The organism is Hyphococcus formosus (assembly GCF_046736345.1).
Lineage (GTDB): Bacteria > Pseudomonadota > Alphaproteobacteria > Caulobacterales > Parvularculaceae > Hyphococcus > Hyphococcus formosus.
On the sequence record NZ_CP157210.1, the window covers coordinates 2,326,648 to 2,352,045 of the forward strand.

Here is a 25,398-nt window from a genome sequence, read left to right on the forward strand (position 1 = left end):
TTACTGCTTTTTACGCGCGCCAGGCATTTACCATTTGCTTCCCGTCCCGCACTATAAGTGACGGGCGTTGGAGATTTTGTGACCTTTTGAAGTGCGGTAATCGGTATGCCCTTGTTTCGTATAGTATTTTATTCCCCAATCGTAGCGGCAGCGCTGCTTGGATTGACGGGCTGTGGCGGCGGCGGAGGTGGAAGCCAAACCCCCTTTACCCCTGCCCCGGTCGCGACACCGGCCCCGACGCCCGCGCCCGAGCCTGAACCCACCCCAGCGCCAACCGAATTCGACACCGCAGAATATAACCGCCAGCCCAGTCTCGCCCAGATTTCCGCGCTAGACGCCTATGAGGCAGGTGCGACCGGCAACAATATTGTGGTGACGGTGATTGATTCAGGGATCGACCTCGACAATCCGGAATTTGAAAACCGCCTTCACCCGCAAAGTGCAGACCTTGTAATTGCGAGCGTGGTGGGAACCGATAACGCCCGCGACGGCGGCCCGAACCTTCAGGATAGTGACGACCACGGCACGCCAGTGGCGGGTATTGTGGCAGCCAACAAAGACGATTCCGGTATTCATGGGGTCGCGCCTTTTGCCACCTTGCTGATTTATCGCGCGGACGATGACGGCGAAGAGGATATTTTATATGGCAGCGCGATCCGCGAAGGCGTCAATCGCTCGGCCAATTTAGGCGTCGACGTAATCAATATGTCCTTCGGGTCGGATGAAGACGGCGCGCGAGGTGATTTCCGGCAATATCTAACCACTGCCAAGAATGCAGACATTGTCACAGTTCTCGCCGCTGGGAATGATAGTGATGCCAACCCCGATCTTTCAGCATTAGGGGCGCTCGATGTTCCCGGTGCGCCTGCGGCGATCGTTGCGGGTTCTGTTGATCGGTTTAACAATATTTCGTCTTTTTCAGATCGCGCTGGCGATGCTGCAGAAATTTATCTTGTCGCGCCCGGCGAACTCATCCGTGGTGTGACGATTGAAGGAACACCGGGTAGCACGCGCGCGTTCTCAGGAACCAGTGCCGCCACGCCACATATCGCAGGGGCCGCTGCATTATTACGCTCGCTCTGGCCGAATCTTTCCGCAACAGAGGTCGTCGATATATTGCTGACCAGCGCTACTGACCTGGGCTTGCCGGGTACGGACGCAATCTATGGTCGCGGACTTCTCAATTTAGAGGCTGCTGTTCAACCCATCGGCGGCGCTTCCACATCTAGTGTAGACGGCACGTCTGTCGATGCCGACGATATCGGCGGTGAACTGTCCGATGCATTCGGCACAAGCTTTGCGGGGTTAAGCGAAATCATCGTTTTTGATGCCTATAACCGTGATTTCAGAACACCATTGGGCGGTACAATTCGCCAATCCCTCCCAACGGCATTCAATGTTGAAAACAGCTTCAGTCCGTTCAACGACCATCGATTTGCATCGCGGCGGTTGAATGATCGAGTTTCGATGCACCTTCAAATGAGTGCACGAGATCGCAGCGCGCGCTCCTTCATGAACAATCAGATTGCCTTCGCCCATGATCGCGGTTCGAAGAACGGTCTGATCGAAGAAACCCTATCTGTTGCAACAATTGCCAATGTCACTGACACGCTTTCATTTTTTGTTGCGCAGGGCTTTAGCGGCAAAGCTGCCGATGAAATGACTCTCTCAACACGACAAACACCATTCCTGAGTCGCGCCGCTTTCACTGATTCATTCCTTCCCAAATCAGACAGCGCGTTAACGTCGCAAATGCGCTTAGCGCTTTCCAAGCGGCTGTCGCTCGACATCACCACAAGCGTTGGCGACGACGCACTATACGAAGCGACGGACGAGTTTTTTGACATAGACCCAACTGAAACCACCCCCACCATTACGGTAGCGCGGGCAGGGCTGAGTTATTCCAGCCCAAAAGCCACGTTGCGCATCGAACAAGGTCTGCGCTTTGAAGAAGGGGCCGTGCTCGGCGCAGATTTTACCGGCAATAACGAGGCTACGACGATTTATTCTGCAATTGATGGACGCTGGCGGATGTCGCCCCTTTGGCAATTGCATGGACGCGTTTCGGTTGGCCTGACCAAGTCTGACGCCACCTTGTTCGATCAGTTTACGAATGACCAGCTGTCGCTTGTCACGACCCAGGCGTCATTCGCCATTTCACGGGACAAGGTTTTTGGCGCGAATGATATCCTGTGGATAGGCATCAGCCAGCCAATGCAGGTCGAGGCAGGCGGCGTTGACTTATTGCTACCGACCGCTTTCGATCAGGCATCGCAGGTTTTGACCTTCACGCCAACGCGCGCTTCGCTAGCGGCAGATAGTCGAAGACTGGATTTTGAAGCAAGCTATCGCCTTTTGTCCTCGGAATTTGGCGCGATCGACCTGAACCTTATTCACCAGACCTTCGGCGCATTCGATTTACCGGACCAGACAACGGCGCTTGTGCGTAGCAAATTTTCCTTCTAGCGCCGCTAAAATACCCAGAACCGATTGATCAGATAGCTGACAATCGGCACTACTATCGCCGCGAGAATCAATTTGATTTGTCCGTCGATATCGACATAGCGCAATAGAAACAACAGCAAGGCACTGGCTGCGTAACCGGATACAGCCGCGATCGCGAATTTCGGAATCACCCGGATCATCGCTTGCTGGCTTTTGAACGTATAAAAATAGTGTCCCAGAAAGGAGACACAAAACGCGGTTAAAAAGGCGATCAAGTTAGCGATCTGAGCGGCAAATGAAAAAAAGCCCGCAAGGCTCAGGCTCACTGCCATATGCACAATGGTTGCTCCGCCGCCCACAATTGAGAAACGGACCAGTCGAAAGGCTTCTGTTCGGATATCAACGTCTCTCATAATTCAAGCCTGACATGCACCCGAAACCGAAAATTGCACCGATCGGAATATTCAGCGTTCTTCCTTTTCCAGTTCAAGACCGATGGCCTCGCGCACCAAATAAAGCGGGCGACGTTTCACTTCCATAAAAACGCGGCCGACATATTCGCCTAGAATTCCCAAGCCCAGCATATTCAAGCCGCTGAAGAACAGAATAAGCGTAATCGTTGAGGCGTAACCCGGAACATCATTCCCGAAAATCAATGTCCGAACGACGATAAATGATCCGTAGGCCGGTGCGATCACCGAAACCGCAAAGCCGATATAGGTCCAAATCCGAAGAGGAAGCGTGGTAAAGGAAAATATCCCCTCAAGTGCAAAATTCCATAACTTCCAGAATTTCCATTTCGTCGTACCAGCAGCGCGTTTAGGGCGCGCATAGGTGACTTCCGCTTGTTTAAAGCCCAGCCACGCAAAGATGCCCTTCATAAATCGGGTGCGTTCAGGCATCGCCCGCAAAGCTTCGATCACTTTGCGATCCATCAAACGGAAATCACCGGCATTATCGGGAATTCCGGTATCACTGAGGCGGCCCGCAACCCGATAAAACAGTTCTGCCGATTTTCGTTTGAACCACCCGTCATTGTCCCGATCTGACCGAACGGCAATCACCATATCCGCGCCGTCACGCCACTTTTGGACCATCTCTGTGATCAGTTCGGGCGGGTCTTGCAGATCCGCGTCAATCGGCACAACCGCATCCCCGGTCGCAAAATCAAGTCCTGCGGTCAGCGCCAATTCCTTGCCGAAATTTCGGCTTAGATCGACGATCTTAATTGCGGGATCATTATTGCGCGCAGCAATCAGCTTGGGCAGCGTCATGTCGGAACTGCCATCATTGACGCAAATGATTTCGTAATTATCCGTCAGCGAACGAAGAACCGGGGTGATCGCCTCGAAGAAGACGTCAATGACCTCTTCTTCGTTATACATCGGGACAACAACACTAATCATTGGGTTCTGAGCCATTGTCATTCCAGTTTTTTCTGATCCTGTCGCGAGACCTCAGGATCATGTTTTAGGCTTATCCTTGTGGAACGCCAATGCCTCTTTTATTTCGCCAAAGAACGCTGGTTTTCCCTGATGCAAGACTAAACCTTTATTGCACATCCGCTCCATCAACCCATCATTATGGCTGGCAAAAGCAAAAATCCCGGTTTTGTCGATTAGGCCGGTCAGCCGTGTTCGCGCTTTTTTCTGGAAATAGTCGTCACCGGCTGAGAGCCACTCATCCAAGATCAAAATTTCCGGGCTAAAGGCTGTCGCAATGGAAAAAGCGAGTCGCAGGCGCATGCCCGCCGAATAGGACCGGATTGGCAAGTCGAGATAATCACCAAGTTCCGAAAAGCTGGCGATATCGTCGAATTTCGCGTCGATTTCATCTTCGGAGAGGCCCATAAATCGCGCGCGACTACGGATATTTTCATATCCCGTGGAATAGGAATCCAGCCCAAGCTGAATTGACATGAGCGCAGAAATCCGTCCCTCGACCCTGATGCGCCCCGATGTCGGAGGTAAAATGCCCGCCAACACGCGCAACAAAGTTGATTTGCCTGCGCCATTATGGCCGATCAGCCCTAATCGATCACCATTCGCTAGCGATAGGCTAATATCGTCGAGCGCCGTGACACCAACGCGCCCGTGCTGCTTGCCGATCACGCCGCCCATCGCCAATGACCGTACAGCACCAACAAGACCCGCAGATTTCGCCTGCGGAATTAGATAGTGCACACCAACATTTTTGAGTTCAATTGAGGCCATGGGGTGTGGCTAACTCCAGTAACAAAGACGACGCGCAAAATATCCGAAAGTCACAACGCCAAATATCGTCGCCAGTGCAGAAAACCCGCTCGCCCAGATGACGCTCGTCATCACGCCGTCCAATCCCAACAATGGCCCACGTACAACATTCAGAAAGTGCGCCAACGGATTATAGTTCACGATAAACTGATATTCGCCCAGCCGTGAGGCCTGCCAGAAAACGGGCGTCACGAAAAACGCGAATGTAAGCCCCGCACTTGTGAGCTGTCCGATATCGCGAAAGCGCGTTCCAATGGTACCCAGTCCCAACGCGAACCAAAACCCTGTCCAAAAAACAAGCAAAAGCCCAAAAGTCGCAAGAGCAACATCACCGAGCGAGGGACGTAACCCTACGGCCAGGACGACCGCAGCGATCACGATCAATTTGTAGCAAAATCCAAGCGCGGCGATCCCGATTGCGCGAACGACAAATAAACTCTTCGGGATTGGCGATTGATTAAACGTCCCGGCAGCAGCCAGGAATACTGACGCGCCGTCGTTGATAATCGTAGAGATTAATCCCCAGACGACGATCCCGACAGCAACGTAAGGAAAATATTCCGTCAAATTTGCGCCGAATATCTGACCATAGAGCACCGCAAGACCACTGATGGTTATTCCGGTCGTCGCCGTCACCCAGAGCCCACCAAGGACGGTACCGTGATAGCGCGTAAAAAATCCTGTACGGATTAATGACCAAATGAGTTTAGGCCGCGCGAATGCCCGCTTAAGGTCCTCAAATGCATAGTCAAAACGACTACTCGACGCATCAAAATAGTAAATTGGCGTTTTTTCAGACGAAGCTGAATTCGATTCTGGCTCTGTTACGACACTATTCATTGATGGTGCAATTCATAAGTATAGGAAGATCGACCTAAATAGATAAAGAACGCCCCCGCAGCAGCAACACCTAATTGAAACGCCAGTTGGTGCCTACGCTCTAATTTCTGCGCTTTAAGCATTGGGAAACAAAAGCGTTTAGGGCTGATAAGGTTTCCACTTGCTGATGTCGAATCCATCCTTATACACACTAAGGTCGTACTCCTGGATGGTTTTGTGGCTTAAGAAAATGATATCTGCCTGAACAAAACGACCATTATAATAGCAAATATCGACAATATCGAAGATCTGGAATCCTGCTTTCTGCACCGCCTGAATCCGCTCAAGCATATTTGTGATGCCGACTTCGAGTATAACGACACTACAATCGGCAAGCGTTTTTTCGGCACCAGCGATAACTTGTAACTCAGCGCCGTCGATATCGACCTTTAACAGGAACGGTTTTTCGAGCGTCCGCTCTGCCACGATTGTATCGATCTTACGCATCGGGACAATTCGCTTGTCCGGTGTCGCTTCATCACTCATGCGCGCATGAGTAATCTTCTGGGTATCGCGAACGGTTGCGACCTCCATCGCGATTTCCCCGTCGCTATCGGAAACGGCCACATTGAGAAGTTCGTATTTTACCGCCGCAGAAGAATAATTCTTATTGATCGTGTCGTTCCATTCTTCGATGGGCTCCATGAGGAGCTGAAACTTGTCGCGATAATGCGACATTAGCTCCCCGGTGCATGTCAGAACGCCGACATCAAGAACTGTCTCGACGGGGACTCCCATATGTTTCAGCTGTTGCAATGCCGATGCCTTGGTCGGAACACGCCGGGATGGAGCGGGACCTTTGACGATGACCGGCTTTGGAGCCTTTGGCGGCTGGGTAGCGCTGGGTGCGTCGGCGGTTTTGGTTGACGGAGATGGTTTCGCCGGCTGCGACGGCATTAGCTCAGTCTTCATTCGTTTCAGGAAATCGCGCACAAAACTCTCCAAATTTCATTTCCGGCCCGCAACAAATTGATAGCGGGGATTTGCCCTCTAGCATTTGTCCGTCAAAAAGCACAATGCGAGCGTCAGAAAAGCGCGCGGGTGGACCTTTTGATCACTTTCGAATATTGATTCTGCTAGCATCAAGCGCTGATATAGTACAGGAATTAGCCACACATTTTCCCGTCAAATTAACCTCTTAGGACTGGTACATGCGCCTGGTAATTGGCCTCGCACAGAGCGAAACACAAAATGAAATTGCGTTTAGATTCACCTCGGCATCAGGGAATGCGCCAATTTCCGTGCATGATCTCGCCCCGGGAGGGCTGCCCACAGAGGGGAGATCGCTTGATACCAAGCTGGTCGTCAACGCGCAGGAGCGCTTTGAAAAATACGGCGATGACGCGATTTCTGTACTTGGCGGCCAATGTTGGCCGCTCTTTGACACGCTTCTCGACGATTCAAATGTTAGGGGGCTGATTCTTTTTGAAAGCGCGCTGTTTTTTGTGGCGCGCGCCATCGATCGGGGAGATCGCCCGGTGGAAGCGATCACGGCATGGAGCGAACTATCCGCCCCGGCTCTCGACGTCTTTCGGCATCACCGAAGCAAATCGGTGTTGATCGATATTGATTGCGCCCATCGCGATGCTGACCATTTCAAATTTGCCAGCAAAGACTATTTTGATATCGATGCTGACATTGCGCCATCCCGGGAACTCACCCCGCCCAACGCCTTGTCCCTGCTTTTGGCCGAAAAGCTAATTTCGGAATCATCAACCGTTGCGGAGATGGCTGCCGAATTCGACGTATCGGCCCTTCGCTTTCCGAGCAAATCCACCCCAATTGGAAATGCCGCCTATTTTGAATTCAATAAATTTCGTGGGCGATTGAACGAACTCCAACAATCACTTGATGCATCGAACGGCGAAATCGAAAAGCTGGCGCACAAAGCGGAAGAAAACAACCTTCTTCGGTCGCAACTTTTCGCGGTCCAAACCGAGCTGGAAAAGAAATATAAATCGACGGTCCTATCGGGTTCTGACGCGAACAAAATTAAAAAGCTGAATAAAGAAATCGCCCTTCTGAAAAATGACATTGCTAAAATTCGATCAAGCACGTCATGGCGGCTGACAGCACCCGTTCGGTGGGTACGCAAATCAATTGGCGGCTCAAACAAAATTACCGAAACGCTTCGCACCAAACGACAAGCCGCCTTGATCCGGCGCTCGCCCCTATTCGATCAGGCTTGGTACATTTCTAAATATGATGATGTCGCAAAGATGCGCGCAGATGCCGCCGAACATTATGTCCGTCACGGTTTCTCAGAGGGACGCTCCCCGGGCCCGAAATTCGATGGCGCGGCTTATTTAAGGGCGAACCCCGACATTGCCGCGACGGGTCAAAACCCACTTCTTCACTATTTGCGACACGGAAAAGCTGAGGGGCGTCCGCTGAAACCAGCGACCGGAAAATCGCGGTAAATAATTCAATTACGACTGCAAAAGGAACAGTCCATTGTCCGATTATACGGAAACGAAATTTGATACGATTGTGCATCTCGGTGCGGGACGCGGCGCGCAAGACGACCACGCGAACGCTACGGCGCGGCGTACTATTCTCGTCGAAGCCAATCCCGAAACTGCTGAATATCTCTCCGCGAAAAACAAGGACAATCCCAAAGTTACGGTTCACACAATGGCGATCGCCGGGAAAGCCGGCGAGCGGGTTCTGAATGTGTTTAACTTTCAGCGTGCGAATAGTTTAAACACACCATCCGGTTTGAAAAAGCTATTCCCCAATATCGAAATCATAAAATCGCTATCCTTGAACGCTGTCAGCGCGAGCGATTTTATTTCGGGGTTATCGCTGACCGAAAAAGAACGTCATTTGCTGATTGTTGATACGCCCGGAATTGAGCATGAAATTCTAAACGCTCTTGGCGAGGCGGATTTGCTGAGAAAATTCGCCGTCATCAAAGTCATGAGCACGAAAAATGCGCTCTACGAAAACAGTAAAACCGCGAAAGACCATATTGCCTATCTAACCGAGCGCGGCTTTGCCGTTTCGGTGAACAGTCGCGACCCTGACTTCCCCGCCATCGAGGCAAAATTATCGCAGCATTTTGTCGAACTCACACAGACTCGCAAAGCGCTAGAGGATGCCAAGGCCGAAATCGCACGGTTGGAGAAAATTGCGCAGGAAGCCCAATTCCGTAGTGAAAAGGTTGATCAGGAAATATTAAAAACTGAAGCGCAAATCGACCTTATCAAAGACCTCCTTTCTCGCAACAAAGCCTCCTGACATGTCTGAAGGTCACGATCTCACACAGTCAGAAAGCGTTGCGGAATTGTTTGCCAAAGCCGACTGGCGCGCAATTACGGCGCTCTCTGATGACCAACTTTCGGATGACCCAAGCGGAGCCCTTGCCTTTGCTTTTGCTGCCTGCGCCCATCAGCAATTGGGCGCTGCTGAAAGTGCGTCGAATTATGTGAAGCGCGCCCATTCCCTTGGATGCAGCATACCCGCAATCATCCGCATATTGATTGCTGGCGTGTATCAGACATTAGGGCGCTTATTATTACTTCGCGGATCGTTGGACGCCGCTAAAGACTACTTTGACAGAGCTCAACAAACGGTGGCCCTAAGAAATTCGGGTGGGCTATCGATCCATGAGATTGTCGTTCGTGAACAAATTTTTCTCGGACTGCTTCCCGATGCGGCCAATCGGATTAGCACTGAAACATGGCGATTGAAAGAAGTTCAATCGGCGAAAGAAATCGATGACCGCGTATCGATGCTACGTACCGAATTGGCAGTTTTGAACGAAGAATTATCACACGCGCTCAGACGGAACCAACTGTATAGATCGAAATCAAACGACGGTGAAAAAGATCAGAGCCTTGAAAGCAAGTCGATGTCCCAACTGGGACAAGACCTTTGGGCGCTCAAGATGTGTGGTAACAAACAAAATGGTTTTTTTGTCGAGTTCGGTGCAACTGACGGCATTGCGCTAAGTAATAGCTACCTGCTCGAAAAAGAGTTTAATTGGCAAGGCGTTCTGGCAGAGCCCAATCCGAAATTCCTTGAAGAGTTGCGGAAGAACCGCGACACAATCGTAACGGACGAATGCATTAGCGGAAAAACTGGCGAGAGCGTTGAGTTCATATTTGCCGACGTATTTGGCGGTATGGCGCGGCATGCAGACGAAGATAAGCATGGCGAACACCGCCGCGCATTTAAAGATTCCGGAAACACTACGACCCTAACGACTATCTCCCTGGATGACTTTCTAAAAAAATATAACGCACCCAAACAGATCGACTATATCAGTGTCGATACCGAAGGCAGCGAATTTGAGATCTTGAAAGAGTTTCCCTTCGACCAATGGGACGTTCGGTGCTGGACCGTCGAGCACAACTACGCGCCCATACGCGAAAAGCTATATGATCTTTTCTCCGCTCACGGATATACCCGCGTTGAAGCACAGTGGGATGATTGGTATTACCGCTAGAATGTGATGATCAAATAATGCAACAAGCGCCTGTTCCAAAAATATTTGTCGTTACCCCTAGTTTCAATGCTGCTGAAACTATTCAACGAACCTTGATGAGCGTTGCAACGCAATCCGGTAATATCGAGATCTATCACCATGTCTCTGACGGTGGCTCCGTCGATGATACGACCGAAAAGCTCCGTGCGTGGCAAGACCTTGCCAATTCTAGTGCCTTCCCGATTGTTGCGCGGAACTATAAGTTTTCATTTTCTTCTGAAAATGATGACGGCATGTATGACGCCATCACCAAAGGGTTTGATCAGTTCTCAATCAATTCAAATGATTGGATGTGCTGGATAAACGCTGACGATGTTTTCTTACCGGGGGCCTTTGCCTTAATCGGACAAATAGAGGTCAGCCCATCGGCGAAAGATATTACGTGGCTAACCGGGACCGCGGCGCTCGCGGCAGACGACATTTCGATGCTGCATACCAACCGCCCGGTCGGTTCGGTTATTGCTAAAAACGGACTTTGTGACGGTATTCATTGGGAGTTCATCCAATCCGAGGGAACATTCTTCCGCAACGCGTTATGGCGGAAAATTGATCCCGATGCAGATTTCCGCAGCTTTCGATTTGCCGGTGATTGGAATTTATGGCGAAAATTCGCCCAGCAAAATGAACTTTACCAAACTACCCACCCCTTAGCTGTTTTCTCTATTCGGTCTGGCCAATTAAGCAGTGCCAATCGCGACGAGTATGAGAGCGAAATCGATTCTCATCTATCGCTTGCGAAGCGACAATCGAATTTTGATGCCCTCAAAAAGGCCGAACTAAACGGTAAGCAAATCAAAGTTGCGGCACGGCCAAGCCGGATAAAGATTGATGACCGTACGCTGAAAAATCACTACGCCTATCGCGAAATTGAAATGGCTAAAGGCCAGAGCGAAGGCGGACACGGGCCGATCATTGCGTTTGATGATAAATGGCAGTTTCCGGCAATTACCGAAAAACATGCCTATGAAAAAATCCGGGAATGGATGCCGAAGAACGCGACGATAACCTATTTCGCTTTCCCTTGGGCGACCTTGATCGACAAAGCGAACAACAATGCTGACGACGCACCGGCGATTGAGAACGAAGCCCTGAAGCTCGCCAAAAAAATATCGCCGCCGGGTCGCACGGTCGTAACGGTTTGCCAGCATATTTTGATGAAAGACTTTCTCGATATATTCAAGAAATGCGGCATTACCGACATTTTCTGGACCCACGAAACAAAGGACGGATTACCGGAAAAAACCCGAAACGGCATTAATATACATCCCTTCCCGCTCTATCCTGTTCAAGTCGGCGACAATGAAGCATCAGAACGCGAGCGTGACTTTCTGTTCTCATTTATTGGTGCGAAATCCAATCAATGGTATCTGACCGACACGCGGCTTCATATTATTGATATGTTATCGGATGATCCGCGCGGCCTGGTGATTGGACGCGAGGATTGGCACTACAATAAGATTGTCTACAGCCATCAGGTAAAGTCCGAACATGCGGACCCGACTGGGCTGATCGACCTTGACCACAGCGAACTTTTTAAAGCCACACTGAACCGCAGTATTTTTTCTCTCTGCCCGTCAGGGTCGGGGCCAAATTCGATCCGCCTCTGGGAGTCAATCGCTTCCGGTGCCATCCCCGTTATCATGGCAGACACCTATCTGCCGCCCGGCAACATGGATCTTTGGAAAGAGGCCGCGATTGTTGTCGAGGAAACACCCGAAGCTATTGCGGCGCTTCCTGATCAACTCGCAGCGCTTTCAAAAGACGAGCATTTTATCGCCAATAAAAGAAAAGCAATGCGGCAGCTCCTGCTTTTGTACGGCGCTGATACATTTGTCTATGACGTTCAGGATTGCGTTTTAAAACACGAACAAAAGGTGGCATCGAAACGATATATTTCGGAACTACCGCTCGACTTAAAAAACCTGAACGAATGTGGCCGCCTCGGTTTTGAAAAAGGTGACAATGCCAGCAAACGCCTATTCCTTAGAGCGATTTCGACACGCGCGATGATCGACCCGGAAGCATTTACGCAAATGCTCTCGCGCTCGGAAACATTGCAAAGATATGTCAATCGTGCAGTGGCACAGGACGCCAATGATGCGCACCTGAAACATGTTGCCTCAGTTTTAAAAACCACCAGCATTCAAAGAACGAACCATCTCCCGGATAAAAAATCGCGGATAATTTTGCGCGGCAAACACGCTAATCGCACACCCCTTTCTTATCCGGCATATCAAAATCTATTCGAGCCATATATCGAGTTTGTCGATGAAATGACCGAGGGCAGTACACTCGTTACCGGCTTCGATATCGATTTCCGTGACGAGAAAATTGCGTCGCTCGCAATAGAAACACAATCAACGCCGATAATTATCTCCGAAGAACCGTTATGGGATACGGTCTGGGCAAGCGCCTATGATCAAGACATTGCGAATATCAATGCAAACGGACGAAATATCGAATATCGCGCCCTCAATCACATCACGTCCTCGATATTCGCCTTCGATAAAATTCCTTATTTTATCACCACTGAAGATCATTATTTTCTTCGATATTCCAATCTGTTTCAGAAAAATGCAGCCTTAAGTACTGACGAAATTCTGGACATTTGGAAGAACGCATCATGGAAGGCAGCCTTTTTTGCCGAGCGACGCGAAGACGACCGCTATGATTTTTCCTATCCGGAATCAGATTTATACGGACTATCTGGATATCGCACGCGTATTGCCGATGGGTTTGACGATGCTTTGCGCTGCGGCAAAGGCTGGAATGAAGCGGGGCCGCGCCAGGCATTACCCGACTGGCATCTCGACAAGCTGGCTTCGCTCAATCGGAATTGTTTGATTATCTCGGGTCTCGAGAATACGCATCAGCACCACTATATCACCGAGAAAATTTTTGATGCCTATGCCTGTCTTGGCATTCCGCTCTATTATGCCAGCGAGAACCACAAGGTACATAAGCTTGTCTCCGATGACACATTTATCAATTTATATGGCCTGAGCGCCGACGAGGCGATTTCAACGATCCGGGCATTTGAACCGGATCATGCCTTTGCTGAGCGGTACCTTGAAACGCAAAAGCGCCTAAGCAAATTGTTCGGCGACCCCCGAAACTTAATCAGGGAACGGATTCGCGTAGTCAATGAAACCGTTTCGGAATTGAAAAAATTGCAGGCTTAGCGATTTTTCATATCTTCGCGGTGCGCAAGTTGCGCGGCGCGCGTCGAAGAAACCCGAAGATAGATAGCGCGTACGAGATTTGCGACAGGGGTAGGTAGCTCGATTGTGCCGTCGCGTTTTATCTCATCGAGATATTCCTGTTGAAGCGTGATCGAACGATTTTCACCATGTCGCCGAAAACCACCCAACACGGTCGGGATTGTTTCCAGCTTGGCGTGAGCGGCAAATAATTTCCAAAGGATATAGTCGCCCGCGAGCTTCGCATCGGAAAATTTTTGCCGCTCCGCATCGGACAGTTTTTCAAATAAGCTGCGTTTAAAGAAGATACTTTCTTGCTGGATGAACCCTAAGAGGCCGCTGTGAAACCAGCCATCGCGGATCAGTTTTTGGGGCCGCCACCCCTCTGGCCGTAAAAAGCGCAGACTATCCGCCTCGTCCCAACAGGCCGGGAACCCAATCACCCAGACAACATCGTCTGCCTGTTCAGAAACCGTTTTTAATGCCCAACCGGTGTATAAATCATCGGCATTCAACCATGACAGCCACTTACCGCGGGCCGCGCGAAACCCTTCGAGAATTGACGCATATTGGCCCAAGCCCGGGTGCTCGATAATCCGTATGCGGGAATCGCGCTCTGCCGCGGCGTGCGCGATCGCCAGCGTGCCGTCAGTCGAGCCGCCATCAACAATCAGATATTCAAAATTCTCGAAGGATTGTTGACGAACGGAGGCGATGGTTTTTTCCAAAAACCGCTCACCATTTAAGACAGGCGTGACAACCGTAAAGGAACACGCATCGCGACGGTCGTCAGCTTCGGTGTAAGCATGATTGGATGCGCCGGTCATCATATCCTCTTCACTACCAAGGCATCACACAGGCCCCGATATAATGATTAGCCAATCAACATAGGATTAGCCGCTCGATCCCTTCTACACGCGTGTCGTCAGAAAAAAAAAGCCTCCGGCGCGGAACGCCAGAGGCTTTCATCAATAGATTTTGTTACCGCTTAGGCAGCAACAGCAGCTTTCTTTTTGCGTTTCGCGAAGAAACCACCAGCCAGCGCTGTACCGAAAAGCCATACGGCACCCGGCAGCGGGTTAACGATGACGTCGTCATTTGAAACAACATTCACAGCGTCGAAGTTAACTTGACCAACGGTGCCAGAGAAGAAAATGCCCAGCTCCTGACCAACATAACCGACAAGCGCTGTTGCCAGTACTGAAAACTCCTGCAGCCCCCAGAGGCCGTCGCCAGAAGACACAAGCGCTGTTGAAGCGATGATGTTTGAAGGATCACCGGCATAAAAACCGAAGACGCCGCCAAATGACAGATCGTTACGATCACCAATCAATGCGGACAGTGTGTAAGAGACATCCGTGCCGATGGTGATGCCCAAGTCCTGCGACAAGGTCGCGCCGGCGTTCGCAAAACCAATTTGGCTATCGACGCCCGCTGGCGATGAAGAAAAGAATGTGCCGAAATTCGGTGCCCATACACCGGCTGCGCCATCAGATTCCCATCCAGCGGCTGCATTTTCCCAAGAACCGTAAAAGGCGTGACTTCCTGGCGAAACCATCGCGGCTTCGAAATCCCCATTGTCAACGGCGACGGGCGCAGCATGGGCGATGCCGAATAGGGCACCAGCGGCTGCGATTAAACTCAATACTTTCATGGTCACACTTCCCAAAACTATTACCTGTCCGGCGAAAACATTTATACGCGGCTACAGTTCCCCAAAGCAATGTTCGTACCGCTGGTTTTTCTAAATAAACCGTTAATGTGGCACCTTTTTGTCAGTTTCGACAATCAGAGCGTGAATCGGCAAAAAACCCCGCAACTATGGGCTTTTTTGAACATTTGTACCTCATACGCCATCCGTCAAAAAATGCTCTCGACTTGCCAACAGGTGACCGCCTGTACCGTTCCGAGAAACAGTATTTTTTATCGCCCCGTCCCAATGTGACACCCCCTTCACTTGAACAGGCCAAGCGGCCCGGGATATAGGGCTTCTAATCACTCTTGCCACGAGCCCTCGGGGGCTCTTTTTTTAGTTCTAATCCGGATGCCAGACATGACCAGTTCGCCAAAACCAAACAAATCGGCCCTTATCACCGGGGTTACCGGCCAAGACGGAGCCTATCTGGCGCGGCTGCTGCTGGAAAAAGGATATGAAGTGCACGGTGTTAAGCGGCGCTCATCCTCGTTCAATACTGGCCGGATCGACGATATCTACTCCGATCCCCATGAAGGAAAAACTAATTTCCACTTACATTATGGGGACTTAACAGATTCCACGAACCTCATTCGCTTGATCCAGGAAACTCAGCCCGACGAGATTTACAATCTCGGCGCGCAAAGCCACGTTCAGGTCAGCTTCGAGACCCCGGAATATACCGCAAACTCGGACGCACTTGGGGTTCTTCGTCTTCTCGAAGGGATCCGGATTTTGAAGCTGGAGGATAAAGTCCGCTTCTATCAGGCATCGACATCAGAGCTATATGGGCTGGTTCAGGAAGTGCCTCAGCGCGAGACCACGCCCTTCTACCCGCGCTCACCTTATGCCGCGGCCAAGCTTTATGGATACTGGATCACCGTCAATTACCGCGAGGCCTATGGCATCCATGCGTCGAACGGCATTTTGTTTAACCATGAAAGCCCGCTTCGCGGCGAGACATTCGTTACCCGGAAGATTACGCGCGCGGTCACCGCAATTAAACGGAACGAACAAAGCTGTCTCTATCTCGGGAATCTTGATGCCCAGCGCGACTGGGGCCACGCCCGTGACTATGTCGAGGGCATGTGGATGATCCTCCAGCAGGAAACGCCTGACGATTATGTTCTCGGTACTGGCGAAATGCATTCGGTTCGCGAATTTACGGAACTCGCCTTCAAGGAAGTTGGCATCACCATCGAATGGCGCGGTGAAGGCGTCGAAGAAGAAGGTGTCGATACAGAAACCGGGCGGGTATTGGTTCGTATCGATCCCCGTTATTTCCGCCCAGCAGAGGTCGAAGAACTTTTGGCTGATCCGTCCAAAGCACACGAAAAATTGGGCTGGCAGCACAAAACGAAATTCCGCGAGCTGGTTTCAGAAATGGTCCGTGAAGATATGAACGACCCTAGCTTTCAAGTTCGCGGCGAGGAAAGTTAATGGCTGAGACCTATTCTCTTGACGGCAAACGCGTATTCGTTGCCGGCCATCGCGGCATGGTTGGCGCTGCAATTGTCAAGCGTTTGAAAAGCGAAAACTGCGCGGAAATCTTGACCGCCGGGCGCGCTGAACTGAACTTGATTAATCAGTCAGACGTTGATCGCTGGATGAACGATCAAAAACCCGATGCAGTTATTGTCGCTGCCGCTAAGGTCGGCGGCATCTTCGCCAATGATGCGTATCCTGCGGATTTTCTCTATGACAACCTCATGATTGAGGCCAACCTCATTCATGCGGCATACAAAACCAATGTCGAGAAATTGTTGTTCCTTGGGTCATCCTGCATCTATCCGAAATTTGCGGATCAACCCATCACCGAAGACGCATTACTAACCGGTGCGCTCGAGCCAACAAATGAATGGTACGCAATCGCCAAAATCGCCGGGATCAAGCTATGCCAAGCCTATCGACGGCAACATGACCTTGATTTCATTTCGGCAATGCCAACCAATCTTTACGGCCCGAATGATAATTTCGATCTGAAAAATTCTCATGTTATCCCCGCGCTAATCCGCAAAGCCCTCGCGGCGAAGGACGCAGGCGAAACCGGCATCGAAGTATGGGGTACAGGTACACCGCGACGCGAGTTCTTGCATGTCCATGATTGCGCCGATGCGCTGGTGTTTTTGCTAAAGAATTATTCCGGCCACGAACATGTTAATGTCGGCTATGGCGAAGACATTCCGATCGGGGAAATTGCTTCGCTTATTTGCGATATCGTAGGACTGCCGGGGCCGTTGAAATTCGATACGTCAAAACCCGACGGCACACCGCGCAAACTCATGTCCGCAGACAAATTGCGCGCCATGGGGTGGAAACCGAGCATATCCTTGCGTGACGGCCTCGAAGGAACGATTGACTGGTTTTTGAAAAATCAGGACGCCGCGCGCCTGAGCTAGGCCCATTGACAATATCGGAACCGCAATGGCTTACCGGCCTTTGCGGAAACGCGAACAGAAACCGCGTCTGCGGCGGATACCGGGGCGTCCATCGTCAGCGTCGCAATATTTCCAGATGTTTCTTGCGTAAAGGTTCTGCCCGGTATTTCGATGTCGGCTAATTGAGCACCATCATTGAACGCGACCAAGATTTTTACTTTGGGTTCCGGGTCATAATGAACGAGTGATAAGTCCGCCCGGTCCGCAATCGTTCCGTCTGCTGCCAGGCCGTAAACGACCTTGCGCCCACGGGTCAGCAATCGCGTAATTGCATCTTGCAGACTATCGGGGCGAATGCGCGACAATAAGTTTTGAATGGCGAAGGATCGAAAAATACGCGACTGCTTTTCTTCTGGCGCATATTTTTTGATAATCCGCTGCAGTTCCTCTCGCCGACGCGCATTAAAGGAAGCGGTTTTGGTTTCATCGCCCCATAGCACCATCGACAATGGCGCATCGATGAAATCAAATTTTGCACCACTTTTATATATGCGGATGAACAGATCCCAATCCATCGTATAATGTAGCGAAAGATCAATTCCGCCCGCAGCCTCGTAGGACGTCCGCCGAAAAAAACAGGAGGGCTGGGAAATGATACCCCCCTCAAGCAAACGCGGCCCCGGCGGCTCCACCGCCCAATGATAGCCGGTCATACGCGCCTGTTCATCGAGGATGGTCGAATGACCGTAAACCACATCAAGCGCAGGATTGCTGGCGAGTTTCTCGCTGACCTTTTTCAAGGTATCGGGAAACAAGATGTCATCCGCATTCAGCCAACCCAAAAACGGCGCGCCACTATGGTCCCAGCCTTCTTTAATGGCGTCTGATTGACCGCCATCCGGGCCATGTCGGCGATAGGTCAACGCGGCCTTGTAATGATCTGCCACCGCACTAACGCGTGGATCATCAGATGCATCAAGAAGACAGATCTCTACCAAATCCCCCTGCTTCGCGAGGCTTTCGAGGCACCATGGAAGAAATGGGTGATAGGCACCAATCGGAACAGAGATTGAAAATTTCATTTTGCTCGGCTTTTTTCCGTCACATGTCGCGGTTCTATCGGGATCGTCTTACCCTGTCGACGGAGAAGCGCAATCGGCGACCAGAGCATCCGCCGCGCTACAAAAGCGCTGCTTTTCATAGCTGACCATTTTTTGCGGTCATCCCGGAACTGAGCAAGTTGCCCATAGCCATCCTTTATGGCGCGGCGATAGGCACTCCAGCTTCCGCTCATCGCGGCTTTCCCTGCAAGCAATAGATCACCCAACAGCCGCAAAGGCATCGTCATCCGATAAAGCGTTGTTGGCGTGTTTTTGTAATATAGCCAAATCCGATTGCGGTGCCCGTGATAGACGGAAAAATCACTATTACGCCCGGTAACGCCGGAGCCTTCATGGCGGACAATCGCATCATGTAATTGAATGGTCTCACCGCCGCTCAATAGCAATCGATAGCCAAGATCGACGTCCTCGCCATAACAGAAAAACCGCTCATCAAAACCGCCTAATGCTTCGAAAATGTCACGGCGGTAAAATGCGGCGGCGGCACATGCGGCAAAGATAGGGCTATCGGCTGGGCGCTTATCGCGATGCCAGTCAAAATACCCGCGATAGGCGATACCAAAGACCGAACAAACGTCGCCCGCGCCATCGAGGCGATCAGGCGCGGTATCATCAATCTGGGTCGAGCCGAATGCTTTCACTGCTGGAAACCGGCGTTGCCCCGCGACAAAGGCCGAAAGCCATCCGGGTTCGGCGTAGGCATCGGGGTTTAAAAAGGCGAGCCACCGACCGCGTGCGGACTTTGCTGCGAGATTATTCGCCGCTGCAAAGCCCAGATTACGCCCCGCATCGATAAGCGTAAATTCGACCTTGCGTTCGTTGGCGAGGGCAATCGAATTATCGGAAGAATCATTATCGACGATGATGATTTCGAAATTTCGAAAAACCTGCGCCGCCAAATGGTCGAGACACCGGGCCAAACGGTCACCGGCGTTGTAATTGACGATAATAATCGAAATCAGCGTTGATGCGTGACCGTCGTTCATATCACTTGTTTAATCGTGACTGCACATAGATCACAAGCAGCGAAATTATTTATCGCGCAGGGCTTTATTGCTCATGGCTGACATCGGCTTGACGATATAAGCGAGTACAGAGCGTTTGCCATTCAAGATCGCAACATCTGCGGCCATCCCGGAGACGATCTTCAGATCCCCTTGCCTTGATTTGAGTGCATCCGCTTTGGTCCGCACTTTGATCGAATAATAGCGGTCGCCGGATTTTTCATCCTCAATGGCATCAGGGCTGATGGTTTCGATTGTGCCGTCCAACGACCCATAGACCGAGGAATCATATGCGGTAATTGAAACGCGCGCATCCTGCCCGATATGGAGGAAGCCAATATCAGCGGGTTTGACCCTCGCCTCTACCAAAAGGGTATCTTCGCTCGGTACAAGTTCGACAATTGTCGCGCCGGGCTCGATCACGCCGCTAATCGTAGAGACCAACACGCGATTCACGACACCAGCAACAGGCGCACGAACCTCTGTCCGCGCAACTTTGTCCTGCAACGCAGGTAACTCACCCTTCAATTCTTCAAGCTCTGCCTTCGCTTTGGTCAGATCATCATACGCCGCTGCGGCAAAGGTCTTTTTAATCCGGTCAATTTCGCCTTCGGCCTCGGAAATCTCCAGCTTGAACCGACCAACCGCGATCTCCGCACGCTGAACTTCGCCGCGGGCCGCTGCTTCGCGTTGTCGCGCACGCAACAGTTCAACCTGTGGTTCAATACCGCGACTGACCAGCCGCTTCATGATGCTGTGTTCTTCGGTTGCGAGGTCGTAAGCTTCTTTGGCCGTGACCAATGCTACTTCAGCGTCGGCCAAGCTTTTGCGCCGCTGCTCCATTTTGCTCGTTTCAATATCAATCGAGGCCTGAAACTCTTGCTGACGGGCTTCGAATAACCGGCGTTCATTCAATACCGCTTGCGGAGACGCTTCAGCCAATCCTTGCGGGAAGGCAATTGGCGTCAGCGTTGATTCTGCCTCAAGGCGCGCGATCCGCGCGGCGAGGACATTGTGTCCCTCACGCCCTTGGGCAAAGGCCACATTCATCTGTGTAGGATCGAGACGAACTAATACCTCGCCAGCCTCAACATGATCGCCCGCTGAAACGAGAATTTCCTTCACGATTCCGCCTTCAAGCGACTGAAGCTCCTGTAACTGATTTGAAGTGACAACCCACCCAGCACCTCGCGTTACTCGGTCAAGCTTCGCCAGCGATGCCCAAACAAGCGTAAAAACCACCAAGCCAGCCAAAATATACAAAAGCCACTGCGCCGCACGCGCTGGCTCAATTGGCATGGTGTCGTCAATATCGAATTCGGTGTTGTGCTTATCCGTCATTATTTATGCCGCCCTGATACCGCGTACTGATGATGGCGGCGCAATACGTTTTTCCTTGAGATCGCGCGCAGACGACATCGCACGCAACACCGTATCCCGCGGACCATCCACGAGAATACGGCCGCGATCCAATACGATTACGCGATCAACAAGCTGCACCATCGACATACGGTGCGTCACGATTAATACGGTTTTATCTCTGGTCGCTTTGTGAAGCCGAGCGATCAAAGCTGCTTCTGCCTGCGAGTCCAATGCGCTAGACGGTTCATCAAGCAGCAAAATCGAAGGTTTTGGCGCTAACGCACGTGCAAGCGCAATGGCTTGCCGCTGTCCGCCAGACAAACCTTCGCCTCGTTCGGTCAATCGTTGATCATAACCGCCAGCAGTCGCGCCCACGAAATCATGAACGCCAGAAATCTTCGCGGCCTCAAGAATATCATCATCGGAAATCGTCTCGAGCCCTAAGGCAATGTTCTCACGCACGGACCCCGAGAATAGACACACATCTTGCAAAACTGCGCCGATATTCGCGCGAAGATCAGATGGCCGCAATTGACGAATATCCGTATCGTCAACAAGAACCGATCCTTCCGTTGGCTGATAAACACCAGTAATCTGACGAACGATCGTACTTTTCCCGGAGCCGTTACGGCCGAGAATAGCAACGCGCTCACCCGGCTCGATCGTAAACGAGACATCATCAAGCGCCCGCGTTGTCTCGCCGGGATATGAAAATGCGACATCGCGAAACTCAATCTTGCCGCTTAACTTTGGTCGCGCCAGATATTCTCGCGCGGGGTCGGTTTCACTTTGCGCAGTCATCAAATCATCCAGTGACTTATATGAGGCCATTGCTCCGTTCACACGGCTTAGCAATGAGGCGACCTGCGCAAGCGGGCCCATGGCACGTCCGGTCAGGATAACACAAGCAATCAATGCCCCGGTTGTGATTTCATTCGCGCTGACCAGAAAAACGCCGATCACAACAACGCCAACCTGGCTCGCTTGTTGCGCAAATCCCGACGCATTGACCGCAAACTGGTTTAAGAAACGCCCGACCGCAGAAATTTTTGCATGCCGGCTAACGCCGCCGCGCCAGCGAGACCGCATCATGCTGCTCGCCTGCACCGATTTAACAGTTTCCAGTCCACCCAAAGTTTCAATCAGGACTGCGTTTTTCTGGTGGCCCTCGCTCATCGCCTGTTGCGTTCGGCGCAAGATCAACGGTTGGATCAACACACCCGACCCTAAGGCCAAAATGACGCCTATTAGCGGTACAAATGCGATGGGCCCGCCTATTAAAGCGACCGCGCCGATAAAGAAAAAGATGAAGGGTAAATCGACAATGGCAACCAGTGTTGCGGACGAGAAAAAGTCGCGCAGATTTTCAAATTCCTTGACCAACCCCGCAATGGCACCCGTCGAGCCTTTTCGTGCCTCAAGGCGCATCGCCATTAGATTGTCAAAGACGCTGACGCCAACCGTCGCGTCGAGCCGTTGTCCAGCAACATCTATGAAATAGCCGCGAAGTGATTTCAAAATGAAATCAAAAATATGCGCAACCATCACTCCGATCGTAAGGGCGATCAACGATTCAATTGCCTGATTGGGTAATACCCGATCATATACCGTCATTATAAAGAATGATGAGACGAGCCCGAGCAGGTTTACCACGGTCGCCGCAAGAACGGTTTGTCCATAAATCTTGGTGTTCTTCCGTAAAGGGCCGAACAGCCAATGGTCCGTTGTCGAAAATCCATTCATGAATGAACGCTTATCCATTTACGCCACCAAAGCGAGCATCGTTATATTCATTTTCCGGTGAAAAAAGCCGAAGCAGATCGCCAGTATGCTCCATCAGGGCATATCCTGCGATATCGCGGCTCGACAACCCGATCAGATAGGCAACGCCCGCGTCAAAGTAATCATTCTCCGCCTGCAGAACATCAATCAGATCACCCCGCGATAGCTTATAGCGCTCCAATACGAGGTCTCTTGTTTCATCATGTGCGACCAACGCATCTGCCAATGATGCGAGCCGCGCATCTGCGCCCAGTAAACGCTCAAATGCCACCGCTGCGTCCCGCGCCACTTCTTTACGAACCTGTTCTTCATTGAATTTTTCTTTGCGCGCCCGTGATCGCGCAATCGCAATTTCCGCTGCGCGACTACCGCCACCGAAAATATTGTAATTGATATTCAATCCAGCGCGGACGTCGAAATCGTCACCGCCTTCAAAGATGTCATATTTTACAGCGTCAACCGAAAGGCGAACTTCTGGCAGACGTGCGCTCTTGGCGACCTTAAAATCGGCCTGACGCGCATCCACCCGCGCTTGTGCGACGGAAATTTCCGGGTTTTCTTCAAGCGCCGTTGCGACTGTTTCATTTCGCGAAGTGACATCCGGCGTCGCCATCCCAGGTCGCTTTAATTGGGGCGGCACTTCGCCAAAAAATTCTTCGTAATTAATATCCGCGAATCTCTTGCTCTCGCGGATTTCCGCGAGCCGCGCCTTCGCCGCCGAAAGACGCGCAAAGGCCCGGGTCACATCCGCTTTCGACCCTGCGCCCAACCGTTCGCGCTCTTTTACATCTTCTAGAATTTGTTCGTTGCGCTGAATAAAAGCCTGTGTGAAAGCGACAAGCGCCTGATGCGCAGCAACGTCGTGGTAAGCCGTCAATGCCGAAAGCGCGAGATTATTAATCTGTGTGCTCATGGCGTAGCGATATTCACGATCGAGGGCGCGCGCACCGCGAATCCGTTGAATAGTCGCGCCGCCATCAAAAATGAGCTGAGACGCGGATATACCCGCCGTATATTGTTCACGCGGGCGAAGGGATTCGACAACATTATCAGTGCCAGCGGCAAATTCCCGAGTTAAAGAATAATCACCGCGTAACTGCGCGGATAATTGCGGATATAAAGCGGACTTGGCTTGCCGGCGTAGGGCATCAGACTCGCCCAGGTCAGACGAACTTGCATGGAATGATGGATGCCGCCCGACTGCGCGCCGGATTGCGGCGGTAAAATCATTGGCTGAATGCTGGTCGGTTATCAAATAACTTGCGGGACCAAGAGCCTGTTCTAACTTTGAGGTCGAATATCTCGCGGAATATTTTTTGGCGCTGTTCGTATCGGCGTCGTCTGAAATTGGTGCAACGACATCACCGGGATAAACCGACCCGACATCGCTCGGCCCATCTTGAATAGCGAATGCCGTACCGGGAGCCACAATTGCGATCAAATTGATTAGAAAGATCTTCTGAAGACTGATCATCAACCGTACCCATCCACTACTACGCCACGCAGCCTTCCGCCACGCACTCTTGTTAAGGTTAACCAAAACCTTAATAGAGTGAGATCACTGACAAAGGCTTAACTAGAGAGAAGTCGCCCGGCTTTCAGCCTATGGAGAAAGATGAAACATTCTTAAAAACTTCCGTCGGAAGCTTTAATTAGTTTTTAATAAATTACGCGCGATCGCCATTAACGATACGAAGCAACGCGGCCTCGAACTCGTCTGTCGCAGTTTCCCAGTCGCGGCGGCGTGCAGTCTCCAGACAGGATTGAGACATTTTCGACCATTCGGCGGCAGGTAAATCAAGTATTTTGCGCGTCGCCTTCACAGCGGACGCGGCATCATGGGAAATGATCGCGCCATTCGCATCTGTCACCAATTGCGGCGCGGCCCCCGCAGGTGTCGCGACGACGGGCGTGCCGCTTGCCATCGCCTCTAGGATAGGGAGGCCGTATCCCTCGCTATCGCTCGTGAAAAGCCAGACGTCACAAGCGCGGTAAATTTTTGCGATATCTTCCGGATCTGGCTTGGTGGTAAACTCTACCCAGTCCGGCATTTTGTCTTCGGGGCGCGGCGTATGACTGCCAAATGAAATCACCCGGAGATCGGGGTATACTTCCCTCAGCCTACGGCAGGTCTCGATTGCGAGCGGCGAATTTTTGAGCGTCATGACCGAGTACAGAAACCCGACCGTTGGCCGTTCGTTTTTCGCGCGCTCATGCTCAGGCGAAAACATATCGGTGTCGATTGTATTTTCGACAAGAATTGCGCGTTCATGATTATATAAATCGCGCATCTGCGTGCGCAGCCATTCGGAAACCACGATTTTCCGGTAGGGCTTTCGATAAACCGCATGAACGCGCTCCACCGGCATATAGGGAAATGCCTCATGCCCCTGCACAAAATGGGCTTTGGTTATATCAGGCGCAAGATCCTCAAGCCATTCGGCGGTTTCCCACCATGTCGCCAGAACAATATCTGCGTCCGGGAAATCGCCCGCGTCCAGCGTTCCCTTTCCCTCAACGATTTTTATTTCAACGTCATCATTACGCAGAAATGGCGGTGTTTTTACCGGCTGTGGTTTCCATTTCGGCCGAAATAAATTTCGTATTTTGCCTTTGAGCGTTTTGGGCTTCGGTGGTGCGCCTTCGGGAGCAATGAGCGTTACTTTATGGCCTCGACGCTGAAGCCGGTCTGCATAGCCCGCAATAACCCGAAAACCGCCAGTTTCGGTAATGGAACCTGCGGCCTGTACGAAAACAATCTTCAGCTTGTCTTTCATAAAATCTTAAGCTCGG

Annotated in this window: 20 protein-coding genes; 7 read left to right on the forward strand and 13 right to left on the reverse strand. The window is 51.4% G+C overall.

The genetic code is table 11. From position 1 onward, the window contains the following. The first annotated feature begins 105 nt into the window (after window positions 1-105). Complete coding sequence (locus tag ABFZ83_RS10685; RefSeq protein ID WP_411816541.1) at window positions 106-2,466, forward strand: S8 family peptidase; 2,361 nt, start codon at window positions 106-108, stop codon at window positions 2,464-2,466. Window positions 2,467-2,471: 5 nt separating this feature from the next. Here the strand turns inward: ABFZ83_RS10685 and ABFZ83_RS10690 are convergent, their stop codons facing one another. The 5 genes from ABFZ83_RS10690 to ABFZ83_RS10710 form a co-directional block, all read right to left on the reverse strand. After that, complete coding sequence (locus tag ABFZ83_RS10690) at window positions 2,472-2,858, reverse strand: GtrA family protein (RefSeq protein ID WP_411816542.1); 387 nt, start codon at window positions 2,856-2,858, stop codon at window positions 2,472-2,474. Window positions 2,859-2,909: 51 nt separating this feature from the next. Then, window positions 2,910-3,866 carry a glycosyltransferase family 2 protein gene (locus ABFZ83_RS10695; RefSeq protein ID WP_411816543.1) on the reverse strand — a complete coding sequence of 319 codons (957 nt, stop codon included), beginning with the start codon at window positions 3,864-3,866 and terminating at the stop codon, window positions 2,910-2,912. Window positions 3,867-3,908: 42 nt separating this feature from the next. Beyond that, window positions 3,909-4,658, reverse strand: coding sequence for an ABC transporter ATP-binding protein (locus tag ABFZ83_RS10700; protein ID WP_411816544.1), 750 nt, complete (start codon window positions 4,656-4,658; stop codon window positions 3,909-3,911). A 9-nt stretch (window positions 4,659-4,667) separates the two neighbouring features. Beyond that, window positions 4,668-5,537 (reverse strand): ABC transporter permease, encoded by an 870-nt coding sequence (locus ABFZ83_RS10705; RefSeq protein WP_411816545.1) that lies wholly within the window; start codon window positions 5,535-5,537, stop codon window positions 4,668-4,670. A 138-nt stretch (window positions 5,538-5,675) separates the two neighbouring features. After that, window positions 5,676-6,473: an FkbM family methyltransferase gene (locus ABFZ83_RS10710; protein WP_411816546.1), complete on the reverse strand. Its 798-nt coding sequence runs from the start codon at window positions 6,471-6,473 to the stop codon at window positions 5,676-5,678. Between the two features lie 254 nt (window positions 6,474-6,727). Here ABFZ83_RS10710 and ABFZ83_RS10715 point away from each other — a divergent pair, with 254 nt between their 5' ends. The 4 genes from ABFZ83_RS10715 to ABFZ83_RS10730 are packed head-to-tail and all read left to right on the forward strand — an operon-like array spanning window position 6,728 to window position 13,247. Next, complete coding sequence (locus ABFZ83_RS10715; protein WP_411816547.1) at window positions 6,728-7,996, forward strand: hypothetical protein; 1,269 nt, start codon at window positions 6,728-6,730, stop codon at window positions 7,994-7,996. Between the two features lie 34 nt (window positions 7,997-8,030). Further along, window positions 8,031-8,816 (forward strand): FkbM family methyltransferase, encoded by a 786-nt coding sequence (locus ABFZ83_RS10720; protein ID WP_411816548.1) that lies wholly within the window; start codon window positions 8,031-8,033, stop codon window positions 8,814-8,816. Window position 8,817: 1 nt separating this feature from the next. Next, complete coding sequence (locus ABFZ83_RS10725; protein ID WP_411816549.1) at window positions 8,818-10,026, forward strand: FkbM family methyltransferase; 1,209 nt, start codon at window positions 8,818-8,820, stop codon at window positions 10,024-10,026. Window positions 10,027-10,043: 17 nt separating this feature from the next. Further along, window positions 10,044-13,247 carry an exostosin family protein gene (locus ABFZ83_RS10730; RefSeq protein WP_411816550.1) on the forward strand — a complete coding sequence of 1,068 codons (3,204 nt, stop codon included), beginning with the start codon at window positions 10,044-10,046 and terminating at the stop codon, window positions 13,245-13,247. Here ABFZ83_RS10730 and ABFZ83_RS10735 read toward each other — a convergent pair. Together ABFZ83_RS10735 and ABFZ83_RS10740 are read right to left on the reverse strand one after the other, a co-directional pair. Beyond that, window positions 13,244-14,095: a glycosyltransferase gene (locus ABFZ83_RS10735; protein WP_411816551.1), complete on the reverse strand. Its 852-nt coding sequence runs from the start codon at window positions 14,093-14,095 to the stop codon at window positions 13,244-13,246. The genes ABFZ83_RS10730 and ABFZ83_RS10735 overlap by 4 nt on opposite strands. 158 nt (window positions 14,096-14,253) lie before the next feature. Continuing rightward, window positions 14,254-14,919: a hypothetical protein gene (locus ABFZ83_RS10740; RefSeq protein ID WP_411816552.1), complete on the reverse strand. Its 666-nt coding sequence runs from the start codon at window positions 14,917-14,919 to the stop codon at window positions 14,254-14,256. 399 nt (window positions 14,920-15,318) lie between these two features. On the opposite strand from ABFZ83_RS10740, the gene gmd reads away from it, so the two are divergent. Together gmd and fcl are read left to right on the forward strand one after the other, a co-directional pair. Then, a complete protein-coding gene (gene gmd / locus ABFZ83_RS10745; protein WP_411816553.1) occupies window positions 15,319-16,398 on the forward strand; it encodes a GDP-mannose 4,6-dehydratase in 1,080 nt (359 codons plus the stop codon). Beyond that, window positions 16,398-17,357 carry a GDP-L-fucose synthase gene (gene fcl / locus ABFZ83_RS10750; RefSeq protein WP_411816554.1) on the forward strand — a complete coding sequence of 320 codons (960 nt, stop codon included), beginning with the start codon at window positions 16,398-16,400 and terminating at the stop codon, window positions 17,355-17,357. The genes gmd and fcl overlap by 1 nt, the downstream gene beginning before the upstream one ends. Here the strand turns inward: fcl and ABFZ83_RS10755 are convergent. From ABFZ83_RS10755 to ABFZ83_RS10780, 6 genes are all read right to left on the reverse strand, one after another. Further along, window positions 17,354-18,418, reverse strand: a complete 1,065-nt coding sequence (locus ABFZ83_RS10755; protein WP_411816555.1) for a glycosyltransferase — start codon at window positions 18,416-18,418, stop codon at window positions 17,354-17,356. The two genes, fcl and ABFZ83_RS10755, sit on opposite strands and share 4 nt — an antisense overlap. Next, the gene (locus tag ABFZ83_RS10760) at window positions 18,415-19,443 is read right to left on the reverse strand and encodes a glycosyltransferase family 2 protein (protein ID WP_411816556.1); all 1,029 of its coding nucleotides are present in this window, start codon (window positions 19,441-19,443) and stop codon (window positions 18,415-18,417) included. The genes ABFZ83_RS10755 and ABFZ83_RS10760 overlap by 4 nt, the downstream gene beginning before the upstream one ends. A gap of 45 nt (window positions 19,444-19,488) precedes the next feature. After that, the gene (locus ABFZ83_RS10765; protein ID WP_411816557.1) at window positions 19,489-20,802 is read right to left on the reverse strand and encodes an HlyD family type I secretion periplasmic adaptor subunit; all 1,314 of its coding nucleotides are present in this window, start codon (window positions 20,800-20,802) and stop codon (window positions 19,489-19,491) included. A 3-nt stretch (window positions 20,803-20,805) separates the two neighbouring features. Next, window positions 20,806-22,584, reverse strand: a complete 1,779-nt coding sequence (locus ABFZ83_RS10770) for a type I secretion system permease/ATPase (protein ID WP_411816558.1) — start codon at window positions 22,582-22,584, stop codon at window positions 20,806-20,808. Beyond that, window positions 22,577-24,079, reverse strand: coding sequence for a TolC family protein (locus ABFZ83_RS10775; RefSeq protein WP_411816559.1), 1,503 nt, complete (start codon window positions 24,077-24,079; stop codon window positions 22,577-22,579). The genes ABFZ83_RS10770 and ABFZ83_RS10775 overlap by 8 nt, the downstream gene beginning before the upstream one ends. A 193-nt stretch (window positions 24,080-24,272) precedes the next feature. Further along, a complete protein-coding gene (locus tag ABFZ83_RS10780; protein ID WP_411816560.1) occupies window positions 24,273-25,382 on the reverse strand; it encodes a glycosyltransferase family 4 protein in 1,110 nt (369 codons plus the stop codon). Between the last annotated feature and the right edge of the window lie 16 nt (window positions 25,383-25,398).

What these genes read in the sequence shown, in the direction of transcription:
- ABFZ83_RS10685 (WP_411816541.1), top strand. Translation starts at nt 106, where the DNA reads ATGCCCTTGTTTCGTATAGTATTTTATTCCCCAATCGTAGCGGCAGCG.
- ABFZ83_RS10690 (WP_411816542.1), bottom strand. Translation starts at nt 2,858, where the DNA reads ATGAGAGACGTTGATATCCGAACAGAAGCCTTTCGACTGGTCCGTTTC.
- ABFZ83_RS10695 (WP_411816543.1), bottom strand. Translation starts at nt 3,866, where the DNA reads ATGGCTCAGAACCCAATGATTAGTGTTGTTGTCCCGATGTATAACGAA.
- ABFZ83_RS10700 (WP_411816544.1), bottom strand. Translation starts at nt 4,658, where the DNA reads ATGGCCTCAATTGAACTCAAAAATGTTGGTGTGCACTATCTAATTCCG.
- ABFZ83_RS10705 (WP_411816545.1), bottom strand. Translation starts at nt 5,537, where the DNA reads ATGAATAGTGTCGTAACAGAGCCAGAATCGAATTCAGCTTCGTCTGAA.
- ABFZ83_RS10710 (WP_411816546.1), bottom strand. Translation starts at nt 6,473, where the DNA reads ATGCCGTCGCAGCCGGCGAAACCATCTCCGTCAACCAAAACCGCCGAC.
- ABFZ83_RS10715 (WP_411816547.1), top strand. Translation starts at nt 6,728, where the DNA reads ATGCGCCTGGTAATTGGCCTCGCACAGAGCGAAACACAAAATGAAATT.
- ABFZ83_RS10725 (WP_411816549.1), top strand. Translation starts at nt 8,818, where the DNA reads ATGTCTGAAGGTCACGATCTCACACAGTCAGAAAGCGTTGCGGAATTG.
- ABFZ83_RS10730 (WP_411816550.1), top strand. Translation starts at nt 10,044, where the DNA reads ATGCAACAAGCGCCTGTTCCAAAAATATTTGTCGTTACCCCTAGTTTC.
- ABFZ83_RS10735 (WP_411816551.1), bottom strand. Translation starts at nt 14,095, where the DNA reads ATGATGACCGGCGCATCCAATCATGCTTACACCGAAGCTGACGACCGT.
- ABFZ83_RS10740 (WP_411816552.1), bottom strand. Translation starts at nt 14,919, where the DNA reads ATGAAAGTATTGAGTTTAATCGCAGCCGCTGGTGCCCTATTCGGCATC.
- gmd (WP_411816553.1), top strand. Translation starts at nt 15,319, where the DNA reads ATGACCAGTTCGCCAAAACCAAACAAATCGGCCCTTATCACCGGGGTT.
- fcl (WP_411816554.1), top strand. Translation starts at nt 16,398, where the DNA reads ATGGCTGAGACCTATTCTCTTGACGGCAAACGCGTATTCGTTGCCGGC.
- ABFZ83_RS10755 (WP_411816555.1), bottom strand. Translation starts at nt 18,418, where the DNA reads ATGAAATTTTCAATCTCTGTTCCGATTGGTGCCTATCACCCATTTCTT.
- ABFZ83_RS10760 (WP_411816556.1), bottom strand. Translation starts at nt 19,443, where the DNA reads ATGAACGACGGTCACGCATCAACGCTGATTTCGATTATTATCGTCAAT.
- ABFZ83_RS10765 (WP_411816557.1), bottom strand. Translation starts at nt 20,802, where the DNA reads ATGACGGATAAGCACAACACCGAATTCGATATTGACGACACCATGCCA.
- ABFZ83_RS10770 (WP_411816558.1), bottom strand. Translation starts at nt 22,584, where the DNA reads ATGGATAAGCGTTCATTCATGAATGGATTTTCGACAACGGACCATTGG.
- ABFZ83_RS10775 (WP_411816559.1), bottom strand. Translation starts at nt 24,079, where the DNA reads ATGATCAGTCTTCAGAAGATCTTTCTAATCAATTTGATCGCAATTGTG.
- ABFZ83_RS10780 (WP_411816560.1), bottom strand. Translation starts at nt 25,382, where the DNA reads ATGAAAGACAAGCTGAAGATTGTTTTCGTACAGGCCGCAGGTTCCATT.